The sequence below is a fragment of the Pseudomonas frigoris genome (assembly GCF_047758635.1).
Classification (GTDB): Bacteria; Pseudomonadota; Gammaproteobacteria; order Pseudomonadales; family Pseudomonadaceae; genus Aquipseudomonas; species Aquipseudomonas frigoris.
In genome coordinates this window covers 3,513,520-3,529,214 of the sequence record NZ_CP180479.1, presented here as the reverse complement: position 1 = coordinate 3,529,214, position 15,695 = coordinate 3,513,520, and the positions used below count along the sequence as shown (strand labels likewise).

Genomic DNA, 15,695 nt, shown 5'->3' with positions numbered 1-15,695 from the left:
CAGCAGGTTCACCGCCGTACTTACGCCAGTACCCGCTCCAAAGTCCGCGACACACCGACGTCCCGCAAGCTGTTACAGCACCACTCAAACGCCGCCACAAACTCGGGCGAATACGGGATCGCCGTACCAAAAATCTCCTCAGCCGTCAGCAACCGCTGCGTGATCAACGCATCATCCGCCACCAACGCCTGACAGAACGCCGCCCGCGGATCAGGAATGCTGTAGGTATCGCCATTCTCATCCACGCCCTTCAAATACAACGCCCAAGCCGCTACTACTAATGCGGCCCGTTTGGTCTCCTGTCCATCAGCAATCAATCGATTGATCGTCGGCACCGTGAACTTCGGAAACTTCGACGAACCGTCCGAACACACGCGCTCGAGCTGATCGGCAATCGCCTGGTTGGAGAAGCGCGCCTCCAGGGTGTTTTTGTACTCGGTCAGGTCAATCCCCGGCACGGGTGAGAGTTGCGGGGTCACGTCCAGGTCCATGTAGGCACGCATGTAGCGCACGAACAGCGGGTCGTTCATGGTTTCGTGAACGAAGCGGTAACCCTTCAAAAAACCCAGATAAGTGAGTGCGAGGTGACTGCCGTTGAGCAGTTTGATTTTCATCTCTTCGTAGGGCGTGACGTCGTCGGTGAACTGGACGTCGACCTTTTCCCAGGCCGGACGACCGTTGACGAACTTGTCTTCCAGTACCCATTGCACGAAGGGTTCACAGACCACCGGCCAGGCGTCGTCGATAGCGTGTTTATCGTGCAGTTGCAGCTTGTGTTCGGTGCTGGTCATCGGCGTGATGCGGTCGACCATCGCGTTGGGGAAACTCACGTTGGTGGCGATCCAGTCCCCTAGCTCGGCATCGCCCAGGGCGGCGAACGCCAGTAACGCTTTGCGGGTGACCGCGCCGTTGTGCGGCAGGTTATCGCAGGACATCAAGGTGAATGCCGGCGTGCCGGCTGCGCGACGTTTGGCCAGCGCGGCGCAGAGAAAACCGAACACGGTTTTCGGTGCGTTCGGGTGTGCCAGGTCGTGCTGGATTTGCGGCAGTTGGGCCATAAACTCGCCGTTGCTGTCGTCGATGCAGTAGCCGCCTTCGGTAATGGTCAGCGAAACGATACGGATCTCGGGGCTGGCGAGTTTGTCGATCAGCGCTTGTGCGCCGTCTTCGGCCAAAAGCATGTCGCGAATCGCGCCGATCACCCGAACTTCGGTGTCGTCGGTATCGCCCAGCTCGAACAGGGTGAAGAGGTAATCCTGCTCTTTGAGATCGTCCCGGGCGCGGCGGTCTTCGGCGCGCAGACCGACGCCGCAAATCGCCCAGTCCAGGTCTTCGCCGGTATTCATCAACGCATCGGTGTAATACGCCTGATGCGCCCGGTGGAAACCGCCGACACCGATGTGCGCGATGCCTTGGCGGGTGTCGCTCAGGGCGTAGGCGGGCAGGACCACCTCGGGGGCGAGGCGGTTGAGGTTTTGTTTATTGAGTTTCATCACAAGGTCTCGAAATCAGGCCGCAGCGCGTAGTGGGCGGGTCAGCGCCACACCGTCGGCATCGAATAAATGGCAGTGTTCGGCGTCCAGATGCAGGCTCAGCGACTCGCCATAACGGCTGGCCAGGTCGCCGCGAACGCGCATCGTCAAGGCTTCGTCGGACGAGGTCACCACGTGGCAGAAGGTGTCGCTGCCCAGGCGTTCGCTGACGTCGGCCGTGACCTGCAAAGTGCAGTCGCCGGTTTGCGCGAGATTCAGATGCTCCGGGCGAATGCCCAACGTCACCGCTCCGCCGACACTCAGGTTGGCACCGCTCAACGGCAAGGTAATCCGGGTTCCGGCGTCCAGCAGCACTTCACAGCTCTGGCTTTCGACGCGGGTGACTTTGCCCTTGAGGAAACCCATTTTCGGCGTGCCAAGGAACCCGGCGACAAACAGGTTGGCCGGCTGGTGATACAGATCCAGCGGCGAACCCACTTGTTCAACCTTGCCGCCATTGAGTACGACAACCTTGTCGGCCATGGTCATGGCTTCGACCTGATCGTGGGTCACGTAGATCATCGTGGCTTGCAGTTCTTTGTGCAGGCGCAACAGTTCCAGGCGCATCTGCACGCGCAGGGCGGCGTCGAGGTTGGATAGTGGTTCGTCGAACAGGAAGATCTTCGGATTGCGCACGATGGCCCGGCCGATGGCCACGCGCTGACGCTGACCGCCGGACAACTGTTTTGGTTTACGTTCGAGCATCGGCCCGAGTTCGAGGATGCGCGCCGCTTCGCCGACTTTCTTCTCGACTTCGGTTTTCGGTACGCCGGCCAGGTCGAGGGCAAACGACATGTTTTTGCGCACGCTCATGTGCGGGTACAGGGCGTAGGTCTGGAACACCATCGCCAGGTCGCGCTTGGCCGGGCTGACTTCGGTGATGTCGCGGCCATCGAGTTCGATGGTGCCGCCGCTGACTTCTTCCAGGCCGGCGATCAGGCGCAGCAGGGTGGATTTGCCGCAGCCCGACGGCCCGACGAACACCACGAACTCGCGGTCGTTCACTTCCAGGTCGATGCCTTTGATGATGGAAAAGCCTTCGAAGCCTTTTTGCAGATTCTTGATTTTCAGGTTGGCCATGGTGGTGGGCCTCCGCTTGTTGTTTTTTAAGATCAAAAGATCGCAGCCTTCGGCAGCACCTACACGGAACGTCCGGCCGATGCGGTGCCCCTGAGCTGCCGCAGGCTGCGATCTTTTGCTTTTGATTCATTTCACGGCGCCGAACGACAGACCGCGGACCAATTGTTTCTGGCTGATCCAGCCGAAGATCAGGATCGGCGCGCAGGCCAGCGTCGACACCGCCGACAACTTGGCCCAGAACAGACCTTCGGGACTGGAGTACGAGGCGATCAATGCGGTCAGCGGCGCGGCTTTCGACGAGGTCAGGTTCAAGGACCAGAACGCCTCGTTCCAGCACAGGATCAGCGACAACAGCACCGTGGACGCCAGGCCACCCTTGGCGATCGGCAGCAGCACCCGGACCATTTCCTGCCACAGCGTGGCACCGTCCAGGCGCGCGGCTTCGAGGATGTCCTTGGGGATGTCCTTGAAGTAGGTGTAAATCATCCAGACCACGATCGGCAGGTTGATCAGCGTGTAGATCACGATCAGCGCGATGCGCGTATCGAGCAGGCCGAAACTCTTGGCCAGCAAGTAGATCGGCATCAGCACGCCCACCGGTGGCAGCATCTTGGTGGAGAGCATCCACAGCAGCGTGCCTTTGGTGCGTTTGGTTTCGTAGAACGCCATCGAGTAGGCCGCCGGCACCGCGATCAGCAGGCACAGAGCTGTGGCGCTGAAGGAAATCACCACCGAGTTCCAGGCGAAGCTGAAGTAATCACTGCGCTCGTTGATGTGCAGGTAGTTCGCAAGCGTCGGCGTGAAGATGAACTGCGGCGGCGTGGCGAACGCATCGATTTCGGTTTTGAAACTGGTCATCACCATCCAGAAGATCGGGAAGAAGATCAGGATCGCGATGGCCCAGGCCAGGGTGCCGAGCAGCAGGCTTTGCAGACGGCGGGATTGTTGAAGGGTCATGGCTCAGGCCTCAGGCTTTGTCTGTCAGGTTTTTGCCGATCATCCGCACCAGCACGATGGCCGCGATGTTGGCGATCACCACCGCGATCAAGCCACCGGCGGACGCCATGCCGACGTCGAACTGCACCAGCGCCTGGTTGTAGATCAGGTAGGCGAGGTTGGTCGAGGCGTAGCCAGGGCCGCCGTTGGTGGTGGTGAAGATTTCGGCGAACACCGAGAGCAGGAAGATGGTTTCGATCATCACCACCACCGCAATCGGGCGTGCCAGGTGCGGCAGGGTCAGGTGCCAGAAGATCGCGATCGGCCCGGCACCGTCGAGGCGCGCGGCTTCTTTCTGCTCCTGGTCGAGGGACTGCATGGCGGTCATCAGGATCAGGATCGCGAACGGCAGCCATTGCCAGGACACAATGATGATGATCGACAGCAGCGGGTAATGCGCCAGCCAGTCCACCGGCTGCGCGCCGAACAGCTTCCAGACGTAGGCGAGGATCCCCGAGACCGGGTGGAAAATCAGGTTCTTCCAGATCAGCGCACCGACGGTGGGCATGATGAAAAATGGCGAGATCAGCATCACCCGTACGATGCCGCGACCGAGAAACTCACTGGCCTCCAGCAGCGCACTGATCAACACGCCGAACACCACGCTGATCAGCAGCACGCTGCCGACCAGCAACAAGGTGTTGGTGGCGCCGGGCAGGAAACCCGAGTCACTGAGGAAGTAGCTGAAGTTCTCCAGCCCGACGAACTCGTTTTCACCGGGGTAGAGCAGGTTGTAGCGGATCAGCGAGAAGTAAACGGTCATGCCCAGCGGCACGATCATCCACAGCAGCAACAACGCCACCGAGGGGCTGACCAGAAACCAGCCGGGGTTGGCCAACCGGCTTTTACGCACAGGTTGGTGAATGTCCATGTGAGCTTTGGCAGTTGAAATATTCATGGGATAGAACCGATAAGGAACAGACAAATGAAGAACAACTGTGGGAGCGAGCTTGCTCGCGATAGCGATCGTTCAGCCGACATAGATGTTGAATGTCATGGCCTCATCGCGAGCAAGCTCGCTCCCACAGGGGGACGCGGGTTACTTGGGGTAACCGGCGCGCTTCATTTCACGTTCTGTGGTTGACTGGGCAGCGGTCAGGGCCTGGTCGACCGTGGTCTGGCCGATCAGTGCCGCCGAGAACAGCTTGCCGACCTGGGTGCCCACGGCCTGGAATTCAGGAATGGTCACCAACTGGATGCCGATATAGGGCACGGGTTTGAGGGTCGGTTTGCTCGGGTCTGCGGCTTTCAGCGACTCGAGGGTCACCTTGGCGAACGGCGCAGCCTTCATGTACTCATCGCTGTACGTCGAAGCGCGGGTACCTGGCGGTACGTTGGCAATGCCGTCTTTCTCGGCAACCAACGCTCCATATTCTTTGGAAGTGGCCCAGGCGCTGAAGGTTTTCGCCGCGTCCTTGGCCTTGGAGCTGGTCGGAATTGCCAGCGCCCAGGAATACAACCAGGCCGAGCCCTTGTCGGTGGTCTCGTGCGGTGCGTAGGTGAAGCCGACGTGGTCGCTGACCTTGCTTTGGGTCTTGTCGGTGACGAAGGAACCGGCGACGCTGGCATCGACCCAGATCGCGCACTTGCCACTGTTAAACAGCGCGAGGTTTTCGTTGAAACCGTTGCTCGATGCACCCGGTGGACCGGAGTTCTTCATGGTGTCGACGTAGAAGTTCAGCGCGTTTTTCCACTCGGGGCCGGTGAATTCCGGCTTCCACTGCTCATCGAACCAGCGCGCACCATAGGCATTGGCGACGGTGGTGATCAGCGCCATGTTCTCGCCCCAACCGGCCTTGCCGCGCAGGCAAATGCCGTACTGTTCTTTATCCTTATTGGTGAGCTTGCTGGCGAATTCACTGATCTGGGTCCAGGTCGGATGCTCGGGCATGGTCAGCCCGGCTTCCTTGAACAGATCGGTGCGGTAATAGGTGATGGAGCTTTCAGCGTAGAAGGGCAAGGCATACAGCGAACCCTTGACCGACAGGCCTTCACGCACCGATGGAAACACATCGTCGAGGGCGTAGCTGGCCGGCAAATCCTTCATCGGCTCCAGCCAACCCTTGGCGCCCCAGAGTGCGGCTTCGTACATGCCAATGGTCAGTACATCGAACTGTCCGCCCTGAGTGGCGATGTCGGTGGTCAGGCGTTGGCGCAGGACATTTTCTTCCAGCACCACCCAATTGAGCTTGATGTCCGGGTGCTCGGCCTCGAAGGTTTTCGAGAGTTTTTGCATGCGGATCATGTCGCTGTTGTTGACGGTGGCGATGGTCAGGGTCTGGGCGCCGAGGCTGACGCTGCTGAGGGTCATGCAGGTGAGGGCAAGCAGAGCTTTTACAGAAGGTTGCATCGTGCACTCCTTTTCTGCACCCGGCGGGTTACAGAAGGACAGTTATTGTTTTTGTGTCTTCCGACGGCAGGAAGAATGTGCACTGATTACAGCCTTCAATTGATGACGTGACAAATCATCCATCGCACTTGAATCGATACTATTTTGCACTTGGGTTTGGAAGGAGAGGTGCAGGGAACGGCTTTTTAGCGGTTAGACCCTATGGATTCCGTACAGGTTTTCGGGCCCCAAGATCAAAAAATCGCAGGCTCCGCCAGCTCCTACATTGGAATGCGATCCCCTGTAGGAGGTGGCGAAGCCTGCGATCTTTTGATCTTTCTTTACCCGAGATTTTGCTCAGTCAACCGCTGCACCGCCAACCGCCGGTAATGGGACGGCGTCATGCCCTTGAGTTGCTGAAAGCGCCGATTGAAGTTGGAAATATTGTTGAAGCCCGATTCGAAACACACATCGGTTACCGGTTTGTCACCGTCGGCCAACAGCTCACAGGATTTGCTGATGCGCAGTCGATTGACGAATTCGATGAAACAGCGGCCGGTGGCTTGCTTGAACACTCGACTGAAATAAGTCGGCTTCATGCCCAAATGCTCGGCGACTTCCTCCAGCGGCAGTTCACGGGCGTAATGCGCGAAGATGTAATCCACCGCCCGGTTGGTGCGATCAATATTGTGCTCGTCGGCCAATTGCGGTGTCGTGGCCCCGGACAGCAGCTGATAGTCGTCAGAGGTCGCCAGCAACTCCAGCAGAATGAAAAAGTGCCCGAGGCGCGTAACGCCTTTGGTGTCGGCGATGCGCTGCATCAAAGTCATGGCCTGGCGGATAGTGCGCTTGCAGCGAAACTCGATGCCGTACTGGGCGCGCTCCAACAGCGGCGCCAGCGTCTTGAGCTCGGCAAACACCAAGTGGCCGCTGTCGAACAACTCGTCCGTGAAATTGACCAGCATGTCGCGCTTGGGCACCACTTCGTCTTCGGCCACCTGGCTAATCCAGTTGTGGGGCAGGTTGGGGCCGGTGAGAAACAGCGATTCCGGATAGAAGTTACCGATGTAGTCACCGATGAACACTTTGCCGGAGCTGGCGACGATCAGGTGCAGTTCGTATTCCTTGTGAAAATGCCAGCGCACCAACGGGCAGGGAAAACCGTGCTGACGATAGATGATGGACAACCCGTTATGGTCGTCCATCAGTTCGTAGGAGGGGTCTGTCACGCGGGCTGTTCGGGTCATGTCAGGACGCTTTTCTTGTTATCGCTATCGGATCATGCCTCTTTTGGCGCCTGCTGTGCCAGCCTGCTATGGCTTTCGCTTAGGCCGGCGCGTGCAACCTGTCTCCGTAAACCGCTTTCATGCTGGTGGCGCTACAGCAGTAGCGGACAATATCCGCCTCGTCAAAAAAATCGGTGCTGATGATGCTGCAACGGGTGACCCAGTCGCGGGTGGTGTGGAACCAGTCGTTGATTTGATTTTTGATGTGCTGCGGGCCACCCAACAGCGAATAGCACGTCGCCGGCAAAGACCAGAGAAATCTCTCGTAAGGCGCCCCCACAAGGGTGGTCTGGATATGCGATTGCAGATCGATGGTGTCGGTGAATACCTTGCCGTTCCACTTGTGAGGTATTTGCGGCCAGAAATAATCACTGTCGAGTCCGGGTTTCGCCTGTGCTGCCATGACAATGCGGCGCTGCGAACTGGCGCGCTTGAGCTGTTCCACTGTACTGCGCGCGTCCGAAGGACGGATCAAGCGCGAGCCCAGGCGGCGCATCAGTAGATCATTGAGTTGTTGGTAGTCGAAAAGCTTCGCCGCATCCCCTAACTGGTGGAAGTCGAGGACGATGAATTCGTTCGGGTTTCGGTCGAGGAATGTCGTCACCGCGTCGATCAGTTCATCAAGAATGCGGTGGGATTGATAGCCGTTGTGATGGAAGTAGAACACCGGTACTACCGGGCCGGCGGTACAGCCAAGCCGGATATCGAACGCCCGTGCGCCGTTGGCCAGTTGCCAGGCAAATGAGTCGTTCTGGCACGTTGTCCAGTTGCCGACCACCACCTCATAGTTGGGCGCTTTTTTGTCCATGCCAGCGTTGTGCGTGCCGGGCCAGACAATATCAGTCAGCTTCAACTGGCCGATATCCAGTACGTTGCTCATCCATCGCTGTTTGTCGAGTGTGGTTGCTGTATTGCGGGTCATGACAGTTCCTTGTCGTTGATTCGCCCCATCCATGGGGAGAAGAAGTTCATGTGTCGGATGTGGCTGGGTGCTACATCCGTATCACTCGCCTGAGACAAAAGGCTTCATGACCCAGCATAGAGGTGCGTGGCAGTATTGCCAGCGGTGGAAACACTTACACAAGAATAGCTATTTGATGGCGCGAAAATTGTTAATTTCGCTTGCTCGCTTTGGTCAGGTTTACAGTTCGGCAATAAGAGACAATGTTGGACTCTTCAATAAAGTCGACATTGATGATGTTGCACTTTAACGCCCAGTCATTTTTCTTCGGGTCGAACCAGGAGTTAAGCTCATCATGAATGTCCACGGGGTCGCCGAGAGCGCTGTAACTGGTGGCGGAAAGCGACCATGGTGCCCATGTGCCTGGCGGGTATTTCAGCACATTAATAATGTGCTTTTCCAAATCCGCGGTGCTGGTAATACCGCTGCCAGACCATTTGTGCTTGATCTGCTCATGAAATACATTTCGATCAAGAGCACTGTGCCATGGGGTCGCGACCAGTATCCTTTGGCGTGGACTGATTTGCTTGAGTCTATTAAGGCTCAGGCCCTGGTTTTGGGCAGGAATCATTCGATCGCCGATAAACCTCAATATCATGTCGTTGAAGTATTTGAAGTCAAATGGTTGCTTGCCGTCCTTGAGTTGGTGAAAATCCAGAATGACAAATTCATCAGGGTTTTCCAAAAGGAATTTATTTAGATCGGTTACCAGGTTTCCCAACGTGCGGTTAGAACGGTGACGGTCATGTAAAAATATGAATTTTCCTAACCCTGGGGCAGTGGCGTCATAAATCAAACGGGCATCAAGTGCTCGGGACCCATGACACAGTTGGCTGTAGAACGATTCATGCTGACAGGCCACCCAGTGGGCGGGAGGGCCGAAAAACGGCCAGGACGCTTTCCAGTCGCAGCCAGCATTATGAGTGCCAGGCAGAGTCAGTTCGCAGAGCGATAAAGTGTCAATGGCCGGCGTGGCGGACATCCAGTTATTATTGGCGTAGTTGCTCATTTAATGCATCCTTGCATTTACTTATAGGAAGGGTTGATGGTGCCGAACTTAACTAAGCTTGGCTGGGTGTTTATAAGGAGGATGTTGGGCTCGGTCAATAACAGCGGTAATGCAAAATGTTTGTTGTTGGTGTGAGCTCTATAACGGATTTCGATTCTTCGCTTCAATCCATTGCGCCATGTATTGCGTACTTTTATGGTGGTGATGACGCAACATGCTTCCCGTAAAGTTGTCGCTTCTAAGTTGTGCCAAGTATTGTTGGCAATACAACAACTTTTCGATCAGCGCCGGACCATGTTCCGATTGTCGATAACGACCGGCCAGCAATGTCTTCCCTTGGGATTGGGCGTCCGTCCACAGAGCCTCGTCCTTGTACAGCTGAACCGCGCAATCGGCGAACGCCTGTGCTGTTCGGGTCACAGCCCCCGGCCAGAGATGTTCGCCATGCATCGCTTCTGCGCCGATTGGCGTTGTGATCGTGGGCGTGCCACACAACATGGCGTCGACAATCTTGCCTTTGATACCAGCACCAAAGCGTAGGGGCGCAAGACAGATACGCGCGCCAGACATGACTTCTAACGCATCTTCTGCCCAGTTCATTACATGAAAACCCTGGCTGGCGTTGTGCAGCGCAGTCGCCTTGGGGGGCGTGTAAGCACCGTATATGTGCAACTGAGCGGCGGGCAGTTGCGCGCGGATCAGCGGCCAGATAGTGGTTTTCATCCAGAGCACCGCATCCCAATTGGGCGCATGACGGAAGTTGCCGATGCTGAGAAAGTGCGCGCGGTCTTCAAACGAAACCGGGGGCGCGCTCGGTAGATCAACCATCAGCGGACACCAGTGCAGCAAGTGGCGCGGCAGCTTGAATTGCTCGACCAGCAACTCGATCTCTACTTCGGAAACCATCAGACTCAAGTCGCAACGATAAATCGCTGCGATTTCCCGTTTGGCCAGATCGGTCTGGGCCATGAACTCAAACTCTTCACGTAATGCCGGCGCGAACAGTTGATTGAAATCATTGGCGTCGTCGCTGGCCTTCAAGCGCTCCTTGAGGCGTTGATGGCGGGCATCTCGCAGGCTTCGCAGATCGGAGGTCTCAAGCACGCGCAAGGCAGCGGGACAGTGGTTTTCAACGCGCCAGCCGAACTGTTCTTCCATCATGAACTGATCGAACAGAACGATATCGGGGGCCAGTTCGCTGATAAAGGTGTCGAAACTGCTGTTGTTCAATTCGATCGGGACTTCGCGAATGCCCAAGACCGTCAGGTCTGCCCGGTGTTCACCGGTGCCGGCCGGGCTACTGAAAGTAATGTCCCAGCCTTGCTGCAAGAAGGTCTCGAGAATTTGCATCATGTGCCCGCCGGCCGCCGAAGAGCGGGGCTCGGGCCAGACGTAGCCGATGATCAGGACTTTGGTGGAGGAGGGCTGACTCATGGGGCATTCCTTGATGCGGGCACTGGGCGTCGAAAAAGCGCGCAATTAAACCACAGTCAGTTGTTTCCATTCAGCCAATCTGCCGCAGGCCGACCTGCGGCAGATCGTGTGGCTTTAACCGGATTCAACTTCACAAGAGCCTCCCAGCCGATGTAGCCGTTCTGGCTTCTTTCGAGCGCCTTCGACATCGTCTCAATGTTTCGCCGGTACGAGGCTGGATCTTTCGATAACTGGCTAAGCAGTGATGTGGTCAGTGCGAACGAATCCGCATTATTGAAAGCGTTGGCCTTGTCGATCACTTTCAGCGTACCCGGATCACGCAGGTGGCCGGATGCCAGGTTAATCAGCGGAGCAACATCCACTCGTTGGTAGTTACCTTGGCGTCCGGATATTGGATTGTGGGCATAGGAGTGATCCAGTGTGTTGGGGGCTCCATGAAACAACTCATGAACAATGTCATCGGCGAGTACCTCATGGCTATAGCCTTCGGTACGGAACTGCCGATTGAAGTTATGGATATAGATGCGCATGAACTTCTTTTTGGCTGCTTCCTTCGGGGTTGCGCGTGCTCATTCTGCATACCAGTCCGGGTTCAGGGCTGCATAACTTTCCGACTCCGCGGTGTCCAGGACAAAGTTGTCGGGTGTGACTTTGGCAATATCGCTTTTTACTTCGTTCAGGTGATTCAGAAGTTTGCGTCGACCTTGACTGGAGTTGTCACCTTACAGCAGTTTCACAATCTTCCCAGAGTCGGTTTCAAGTGAAGCGTCCGTCAGGACTCTGATAGCATCGTCGATCTTTGCAATAGAGGCTGGCACGCGTCCTTGAGCAGTTTGCGGGTGTAGGATGCCGGCATCAGCTTATCCAGCTTGAGCAGATGCCAGATTTTCGTTGGTTCGAAGTTGTTGAGCTTCGCTCCCCATGGCTGACCGTGCCGGTTGAGTGCGTACCAGTTGTCGTTCTGGCGTATACCCCAGACCCGGAAAAGGTCTTTCGAAGATTCCACGGGGCGCCAGGTTCCAAGACGAATGATGTCTGGATCGCCGGCTCTGGCCAATTGCTCGTATTGAGTCTGACCCGTCAACTGGCGAAGATCGGAAATGCCGTTTTCCAAGGCCGCAACACTCCCGTTAAAACCTTTGCGCAACAGTTTCGCGCCACCTATAAGCAAATCCGTAACGCCATCCAGCGGATTTAGCAAGCTGCTCACCAGGCCCAGGCCGGTCTTGGCCATGGCGCTGGCTTTCGTTGCAAGGGTCATGCTTTTGACGGCAAGACTGGCTACCTTACCGATGACCCCGACCACCAACAGAAGTGTCATCGCAGCTTCCAGGGTGCAGGCACCTACTCCTTGGAACTGTCGATCCAGATCGTCTGAATTGATGTCTTCGATGCATGACTTGAACGGTACGACAATATTGAGAAACGTGTTCAAATCTTCTTCACGTTCTGCGCGCAATGCCTCCAGCCGGGTTTGCCCCCAACATTCTTTTACCAACTCATCGTAGGTTGCGATTGGCCGGTGCTTGAGCACGAAGTTCGCGAGCGGGTCGAATTCACTTGAATAGAAACTTTGGTAATAGCCTTTGCTTTCAATGTTCGAAGGCAGGCGTGTCGCTGATAGTTCACCGATTTTTTCAATGACGCCACGACTGGTATTGACAAGGCCAGGTGTGACTCCATGGGTGTAGCACTCGATGTTGGTAGGCAATTGATGCACCGGTGCCGGGTGGGAATGTTTTTTTTCACTGCTGCGGGGGCTTGTATGTAACAGGTTCTCCCTTTCGATCAGCTCGGCCAGTTCCGTGTTTTCACGGCAGACTCCGTGCAAGGTGAACAGCTCATAACAACTCAGTCGTCCTTCGAAGTAGGTACACATCACCACGCCGTAACGACCGGTGGCCTGCTCTTTGTCTTTCTGACTCTCCATGGGAACCCTTTACTTTACTTTCAGTATGGCGTCAAGGGTGGACGATAATGGATTCATGGGGGGGCGGGTGATTGGATGAAGAGTAGCGACTGAAGGCCGTACAGAGAATATCGTCACCTGTCCGCGCAGCAGCCGCGCCCGATCAAGAAGCGGCAAGGATGAAAGGGCCAGTTTCAAATGCGTACTCATGGCCTGCGTATGTGACACATAGTTTCGATTGAGTTGACGGTAAAACTCTCCATCCGGAGAAATCAGATTGGGGAGCATCTTTGGAAACGCTTTATAAATACTCTCTCCATGCTTCAAGTCCCAATCACCTGTCAGCAGGTCGTTGGACATGATCTTGGGGTGGGGTATAAGCTGAAGGTCTTGATAAGTGTCTTTGAAAGATAATGTCTGTATTTCTAATGGTCATGATAAATCCATTTATTTTCTGGGCGGTATGTTTGAGGTGTCCTCTTTTAATGTTTGAATGGTAGCAAGTGGATGTATGTAAGTGTGTGTTGCATTTGCCTGAAAATAATTACGGCTTTAGTCGGTTGCTATGTTGTTCGGATGCAAATACCTCTTCGCTATAACAGGCAAGAGGTCAGGTGATTTATTGCAGTTTTAAATAATGCTTTTGACTTTGTTCAGCAACTGATCAATGGAAAACGGCTTGCCGATCACGTGCATGCCGTCAGGTACCTCGATGCTTTCGGCATAGCCGCTGGCGAACAGAATCGGCAACTCGGGACGCAGCATGCGCGCCTGTTTGGCCAATTCGCGACCGTCCATGATTGGCAGCCCCACATTGGTCATCGATCAAATCGATGTACTGATCTTCATCGTTGAGAAACTCCAGCGCCTGTTCGCTGCCATTGGCCTCGAGTACCTTGAACGCGGGGCTGGGTCATCGGTATTCCTTGAGACGGGTAATCGGGCAGGGGCGCAATTAAACTACAGCAAGCGTGGCATTGAACTGAACGCTCCGGTGTCAGGCGCAAAAAAATGGATGACCCAGAACAGTCAAGGAAACACGACAACCCCACAGAGCAAAAGGGTTGAGATTGTCGTGTCTTGATTTACTGACCCAGGGTGGCGGGTAGCGTTCTGCAAAACGCCTCGTCGGCGGGTGGTGCCTGATTCGGATACGTATCCGGAAGAACCTTGACCATCGTCGTCTCGACAACGCCGTCCGCGTACTCAGCTTCGAAGAACTCTGCGCTCCAACCCACCTTGGGAGCACGGAGAGTCGTCTGGACGTCCATTGAGGCCGGCAATTGTACTGCGGTGTAGCGCACGCCGCAGTTGTACCGGAAGTCCCGAGCCTGCGGGTTGCGGGCTGTCCACTGGGTCATCCTGATCGGTATTTCGGACAAGGTCAGGTGCAACTTGGTCGATGTGGCGTCAAGGCGTTGTTCCTGTGCCTTTAATCTCGGTGCGGTATTGCCGGTCTGCCGCCGCTTGATATAAGGAATCAGGTTCGCTTCAACAAACGCCCGCACATCGTGGGCGGAATTGGGAATGACCCGAAGTGTATTGTCACCCGGCAGATCCGCAAGATACTGGCGTGAAGCATCCGGGATGAAGAAGTCATCGCCACTGGCGTTGACGATGTATTTCGGGATCTTCAAGCGGTCGGTGTAGCCGGACAGATTCCGATAGGTCATCGGATCTTCGATCTGCATCAGCTGCTTGAACGGCTCGGTCTTGCGTTGGGCTATCACGCCTTGCATGTAGTAGTCGATGTACGCCAGTGGCCAGTTACCGCCGTAGGCGAGAAACGTCTGGTCGAACACTTTTTCCGTGTTCAAGACGTCAATAACAAACGGCACGATGCTATCGACGCGTGAGTCCGCAAGGGCGGACAGCCATACCGCCCAACCGCGTTTCGATGCGCCGGTGGCCAGGAAACTCCGCACCTGGCCTGGCTGCGTTTCCTTTTGCGCCAGGTCCATGGCCTTGACCAGCGCTTCCATCATCGGCACATGCAGCGACATAAAAGGCTGTTGTTTTGGACCCTGCATGAACAGCTTCCAGCTGTGGGCAACGCTGCCATCTTCTGTACGCGGCACGCCGTCATCGTTGTAGGTCAAATACTGGTTAGGGACATTACTGACAGCCACTACGATCAAACCGGTTTGGCGGGCAATGTTGAGCAGTGTTTGCTGCGAAAAGTTGTTGGGTGCTCCCGGAGACTCACCGGACAAAGGGTTGTTGACGCCGTCGTTGGCGACCAGCACGGCACGCGTACCCTTGACGTTGTCGGGAATGTACAGGTCGACTCCATGGGTCCAGTCTGCCGGGGCGACTTGACCGCCCTGGCCCCAGGACTGTGACGTCAACTCGAAGCGCCGGATGTTGACGCCGGGCTGTTGCTCTTGTCCCTTACTGATGTAGCGCAGCGGTTGCGTCGCTTCGGCTTTGCGATAGCAGCTCAATACTTCGCTGAACGCCTGTCCGCTCTGTTCAAAGCAGTGCTGGGGATTGTCGGAAGAGGCTGACTGGCAACCATATCCGGCGATGAGCATCAGCAATAATCCGCTGATTTTCAAATTACGTGCGTAGCGTTCGGTTCGACTCGGCATGGACTCGGTTCCTTATGAGTGGGATCACCGGTCCAATCAAACGCCAGGCGGGCGGCCTTTTCTACTGTCAAACTTGACAGGTCTGAGCCCAAAAACGCCGAAAAATGCAGCCTTACGTCGGTTTATGCAGAAAAGTGCTGGGGCCAGGATGCCCTGTCAACTGTCTCAGACCAGCATGCCTTTGACCTTGTCGCGCAACTGATCAATGGAAAACGGTTTACCAATCACGTGCATACCTTCGGGCACATCAATGCTTTCGGCATAGCCACTAGCAAACAGGATCGGCAACTCAGGGCGCAGCATCCGGGCCTGGGTGGCCAATTCACGGCCGTCCATCACCGGCAAACCGACGTCTGTCATCATCAAATCGATGTACTGATCTTCATCGTTGAGGAATTCCAGCGCCTTTTCACTGCCATCGGCCTCAAGCACCTTGAACTCCAGCTCCTCCAGCACATCGACAATCAGCATGCGCACGATGTCATCGTCTTCGACTACAAGGATGATGGACGTGTTGGAGTACATAGTGGGGGGTTCTCAGGTTGAATTCGCGGTTGCCGGTCGATCG

General features: G+C 55.9%; 14 protein-coding genes and 1 pseudogene. All 15 read right to left on the bottom strand.

From position 1 onward, the window contains the following. Positions 1-20: 20 nt before the first annotated feature. The 15 genes and pseudogenes from ACMXYH_RS16115 to ACMXYH_RS16045 all read right to left on the bottom strand — a co-directional run bounded on the left by ACMXYH_RS16115 (position 21) and on the right by ACMXYH_RS16045 (position 15,652). The gene (locus ACMXYH_RS16115) at positions 21-1,493 is read right to left on the bottom strand and encodes a mannitol dehydrogenase family protein (protein ID WP_415764102.1); all 1,473 of its coding nucleotides are present in this window, start codon (positions 1,491-1,493) and stop codon (positions 21-23) included. 15 nt (positions 1,494-1,508) lie between these two features. Continuing rightward, the gene (locus ACMXYH_RS16110) at positions 1,509-2,612 is read right to left on the bottom strand and encodes an ABC transporter ATP-binding protein (RefSeq protein WP_129444287.1); all 1,104 of its coding nucleotides are present in this window, start codon (positions 2,610-2,612) and stop codon (positions 1,509-1,511) included. A gap of 126 nt (positions 2,613-2,738) precedes the next feature. Continuing rightward, on the bottom strand, positions 2,739-3,569 hold the full coding sequence (locus ACMXYH_RS16105; protein WP_129444285.1) for a carbohydrate ABC transporter permease: 831 nt from the start codon (positions 3,567-3,569) through the stop codon (positions 2,739-2,741). A gap of 10 nt (positions 3,570-3,579) precedes the next feature. Further along, on the bottom strand, positions 3,580-4,506 hold the full coding sequence (locus ACMXYH_RS16100) for a carbohydrate ABC transporter permease (RefSeq protein WP_415764101.1): 927 nt from the start codon (positions 4,504-4,506) through the stop codon (positions 3,580-3,582). 141 nt (positions 4,507-4,647) lie between these two features. Continuing rightward, on the bottom strand, positions 4,648-5,958 hold the full coding sequence (locus ACMXYH_RS16095; RefSeq protein ID WP_134421943.1) for an ABC transporter substrate-binding protein: 1,311 nt from the start codon (positions 5,956-5,958) through the stop codon (positions 4,648-4,650). Between the two features lie 320 nt (positions 5,959-6,278). Beyond that, positions 6,279-7,184: an AraC family transcriptional regulator gene (locus ACMXYH_RS16090; protein WP_129444280.1), complete on the bottom strand. Its 906-nt coding sequence runs from the start codon at positions 7,182-7,184 to the stop codon at positions 6,279-6,281. 79 nt (positions 7,185-7,263) lie between these two features. After that, positions 7,264-8,145, bottom strand: a complete 882-nt coding sequence (locus ACMXYH_RS16085; protein WP_415767711.1) for a phospholipase — start codon at positions 8,143-8,145, stop codon at positions 7,264-7,266. 190 nt (positions 8,146-8,335) lie between these two features. Beyond that, the gene (locus ACMXYH_RS16080; RefSeq protein WP_415764100.1) at positions 8,336-9,193 is read right to left on the bottom strand and encodes a phospholipase; all 858 of its coding nucleotides are present in this window, start codon (positions 9,191-9,193) and stop codon (positions 8,336-8,338) included. A gap of 138 nt (positions 9,194-9,331) precedes the next feature. After that, a complete protein-coding gene (locus ACMXYH_RS16075; RefSeq protein WP_415764099.1) occupies positions 9,332-10,627 on the bottom strand; it encodes a glycosyltransferase in 1,296 nt (431 codons plus the stop codon). Positions 10,628-10,683: 56 nt separating this feature from the next. After that, on the bottom strand, positions 10,684-11,157 hold the full coding sequence (locus ACMXYH_RS16070; RefSeq protein WP_415764098.1) for a hypothetical protein: 474 nt from the start codon (positions 11,155-11,157) through the stop codon (positions 10,684-10,686). Positions 11,158-11,399: 242 nt separating this feature from the next. Next, positions 11,400-12,557, bottom strand: coding sequence for a hypothetical protein (locus tag ACMXYH_RS16065; RefSeq protein ID WP_415764097.1), 1,158 nt, complete (start codon positions 12,555-12,557; stop codon positions 11,400-11,402). Positions 12,558-12,566: 9 nt separating this feature from the next. Beyond that, positions 12,567-12,896 carry a hypothetical protein gene (locus ACMXYH_RS16060; RefSeq protein WP_415764096.1) on the bottom strand — a complete coding sequence of 110 codons (330 nt, stop codon included), beginning with the start codon at positions 12,894-12,896 and terminating at the stop codon, positions 12,567-12,569. Positions 12,897-13,166: 270 nt separating this feature from the next. Next, positions 13,167-13,437 (bottom strand): annotated as a pseudogene (locus tag ACMXYH_RS16055) (response regulator); the annotation flags it as partial. Between the two features lie 184 nt (positions 13,438-13,621). Continuing rightward, positions 13,622-15,127: a PhoPQ-activated protein PqaA family protein gene (locus ACMXYH_RS16050; protein WP_415764095.1), complete on the bottom strand. Its 1,506-nt coding sequence runs from the start codon at positions 15,125-15,127 to the stop codon at positions 13,622-13,624. A 165-nt stretch (positions 15,128-15,292) separates the two neighbouring features. Further along, a complete protein-coding gene (locus ACMXYH_RS16045) occupies positions 15,293-15,652 on the bottom strand; it encodes a response regulator (RefSeq protein WP_129444269.1) in 360 nt (119 codons plus the stop codon). Positions 15,653-15,695: the final 43 nt, after the last annotated feature.

Coding starts and splice junctions, on each gene's coding strand:
- ACMXYH_RS16100 (WP_415764101.1), bottom strand. CDS start 4,506: ATGAATATTTCAACTGCCAAAGCTCACATGGACATTCACCAACCTGTG.
- ACMXYH_RS16085 (WP_415767711.1), bottom strand. CDS start 8,145: ATGACCCGCAATACAGCAACCACACTCGACAAACAGCGATGGATGAGC.
- ACMXYH_RS16075 (WP_415764099.1), bottom strand. CDS start 10,627: ATGAGTCAGCCCTCCTCCACCAAAGTCCTGATCATCGGCTACGTCTGG.
- ACMXYH_RS16070 (WP_415764098.1), bottom strand. CDS start 11,157: ATGCGCATCTATATCCATAACTTCAATCGGCAGTTCCGTACCGAAGGC.
- ACMXYH_RS16050 (WP_415764095.1), bottom strand. CDS start 15,127: ATGCCGAGTCGAACCGAACGCTACGCACGTAATTTGAAAATCAGCGGA.
- ACMXYH_RS16090 (WP_129444280.1), bottom strand. CDS start 7,184: ATGACCCGAACAGCCCGCGTGACAGACCCCTCCTACGAACTGATGGAC.
- ACMXYH_RS16060 (WP_415764096.1), bottom strand. CDS start 12,896: ATGTCCAACGACCTGCTGACAGGTGATTGGGACTTGAAGCATGGAGAG.
- ACMXYH_RS16115 (WP_415764102.1), bottom strand. CDS start 1,493: ATGAAACTCAATAAACAAAACCTCAACCGCCTCGCCCCCGAGGTGGTC.
- ACMXYH_RS16105 (WP_129444285.1), bottom strand. CDS start 3,569: ATGACCCTTCAACAATCCCGCCGTCTGCAAAGCCTGCTGCTCGGCACC.
- ACMXYH_RS16065 (WP_415764097.1), bottom strand. CDS start 12,557: ATGGAGAGTCAGAAAGACAAAGAGCAGGCCACCGGTCGTTACGGCGTG.
- ACMXYH_RS16095 (WP_134421943.1), bottom strand. CDS start 5,958: ATGCAACCTTCTGTAAAAGCTCTGCTTGCCCTCACCTGCATGACCCTC.
- ACMXYH_RS16080 (WP_415764100.1), bottom strand. CDS start 9,193: ATGAGCAACTACGCCAATAATAACTGGATGTCCGCCACGCCGGCCATT.
- ACMXYH_RS16045 (WP_129444269.1), bottom strand. CDS start 15,652: ATGTACTCCAACACGTCCATCATCCTTGTAGTCGAAGACGATGACATC.
- ACMXYH_RS16110 (WP_129444287.1), bottom strand. CDS start 2,612: ATGGCCAACCTGAAAATCAAGAATCTGCAAAAAGGCTTCGAAGGCTTT.